This window comes from Ulvibacter sp. 2305UL32-6 (genome assembly GCF_058148545.1).
This window is the reverse complement of sequence record NZ_JBYVKA010000061.1, coordinates 1-772: the sequence shown is the minus strand read 5'-3', so window position 1 is coordinate 772 and position 772 is coordinate 1. Positions and strand designations below refer to the sequence as shown.

At 33.9% G+C, this 772-nt stretch carries 2 protein-coding genes; one reads left to right on the top strand and one right to left on the bottom strand.

Going from position 1 to position 772, the window contains the following annotated elements; translation table 11 throughout:
- Window positions 1–195 (top strand): hypothetical protein (locus ACY2RU_RS17715; RefSeq protein WP_490139816.1); only part of this gene is annotated, 195 nt, incomplete at its 5' end.
- A gap of 30 nt (window positions 196–225) precedes the next feature.
- Here the strand turns inward: ACY2RU_RS17715 and ACY2RU_RS17710 are convergent.
- Window positions 226–741: a hypothetical protein gene (locus ACY2RU_RS17710; protein ID WP_490139815.1), complete on the bottom strand. Its 516-nt coding sequence runs from the start codon at window positions 739–741 to the stop codon at window positions 226–228.
- Window positions 742–772 lie beyond the last annotated feature (31 nt).

Genomic DNA, 772 nt, shown 5'->3' with positions numbered 1-772 from the left:
CAACGTGTTTGTATAATGCCAGTGGCGGCCCTTGGCTCGTTGTGGCTCAACCAAATTTGCGGAGCAAATGTTGGCAGCGGCGTCGACGCGTGCGACTCGGAAGCCACGGCGAAGCCTTCTACGAGATTATTCGGAATTAAATATAGTGTTTTTAAAAATGACGAAGCTTCAGATTTGTTCAAAAGTAGCCATTAGCATTATACGTTGTTGTAGGTAGTTTTTGTATCATTCTATAGAGATATATTTTCTACGGATATCTTGTCCTTCCTTTATATAAATACTGTCTGGATACTTTAGAACAAAATTTCTTTCAGCAATTTGCCAAAGTGAATCTATAAAGTTTTCCCCGAATCGTTTGTAAATTTCTAAATTCATTTCTCGTTCGTAACATCCTTCTTCAAATTCTGGAGAAAAACCATAATCTCGGAAACTGTAATCCCGAATCTTAATATTGTGTTTTTGGAGTAATTTGCCCATTTGAGGAAATTCATACCATGTCTGCGATGTAAAATAAATTAAATCGTCGCCTTTAGTAATATGATTTTTTGCTCGCCTTTTTTGATTTATGCATAGAGTGTCAATAACTTTTATTTTTAAATCTTTGTTTTCCTCAATTAAATCTCTGTAAACACCTTCGTTATAAACAATCAATTCTTCATTTAAGTTTCTGTCGTTTTTTCTGTTGTTGCAACTGGGAATCAACACTAAAAAAATACAAAACAGCAACATATTTAATTTCATATCTAAATGTCTTAAAAATTACCTACAACGT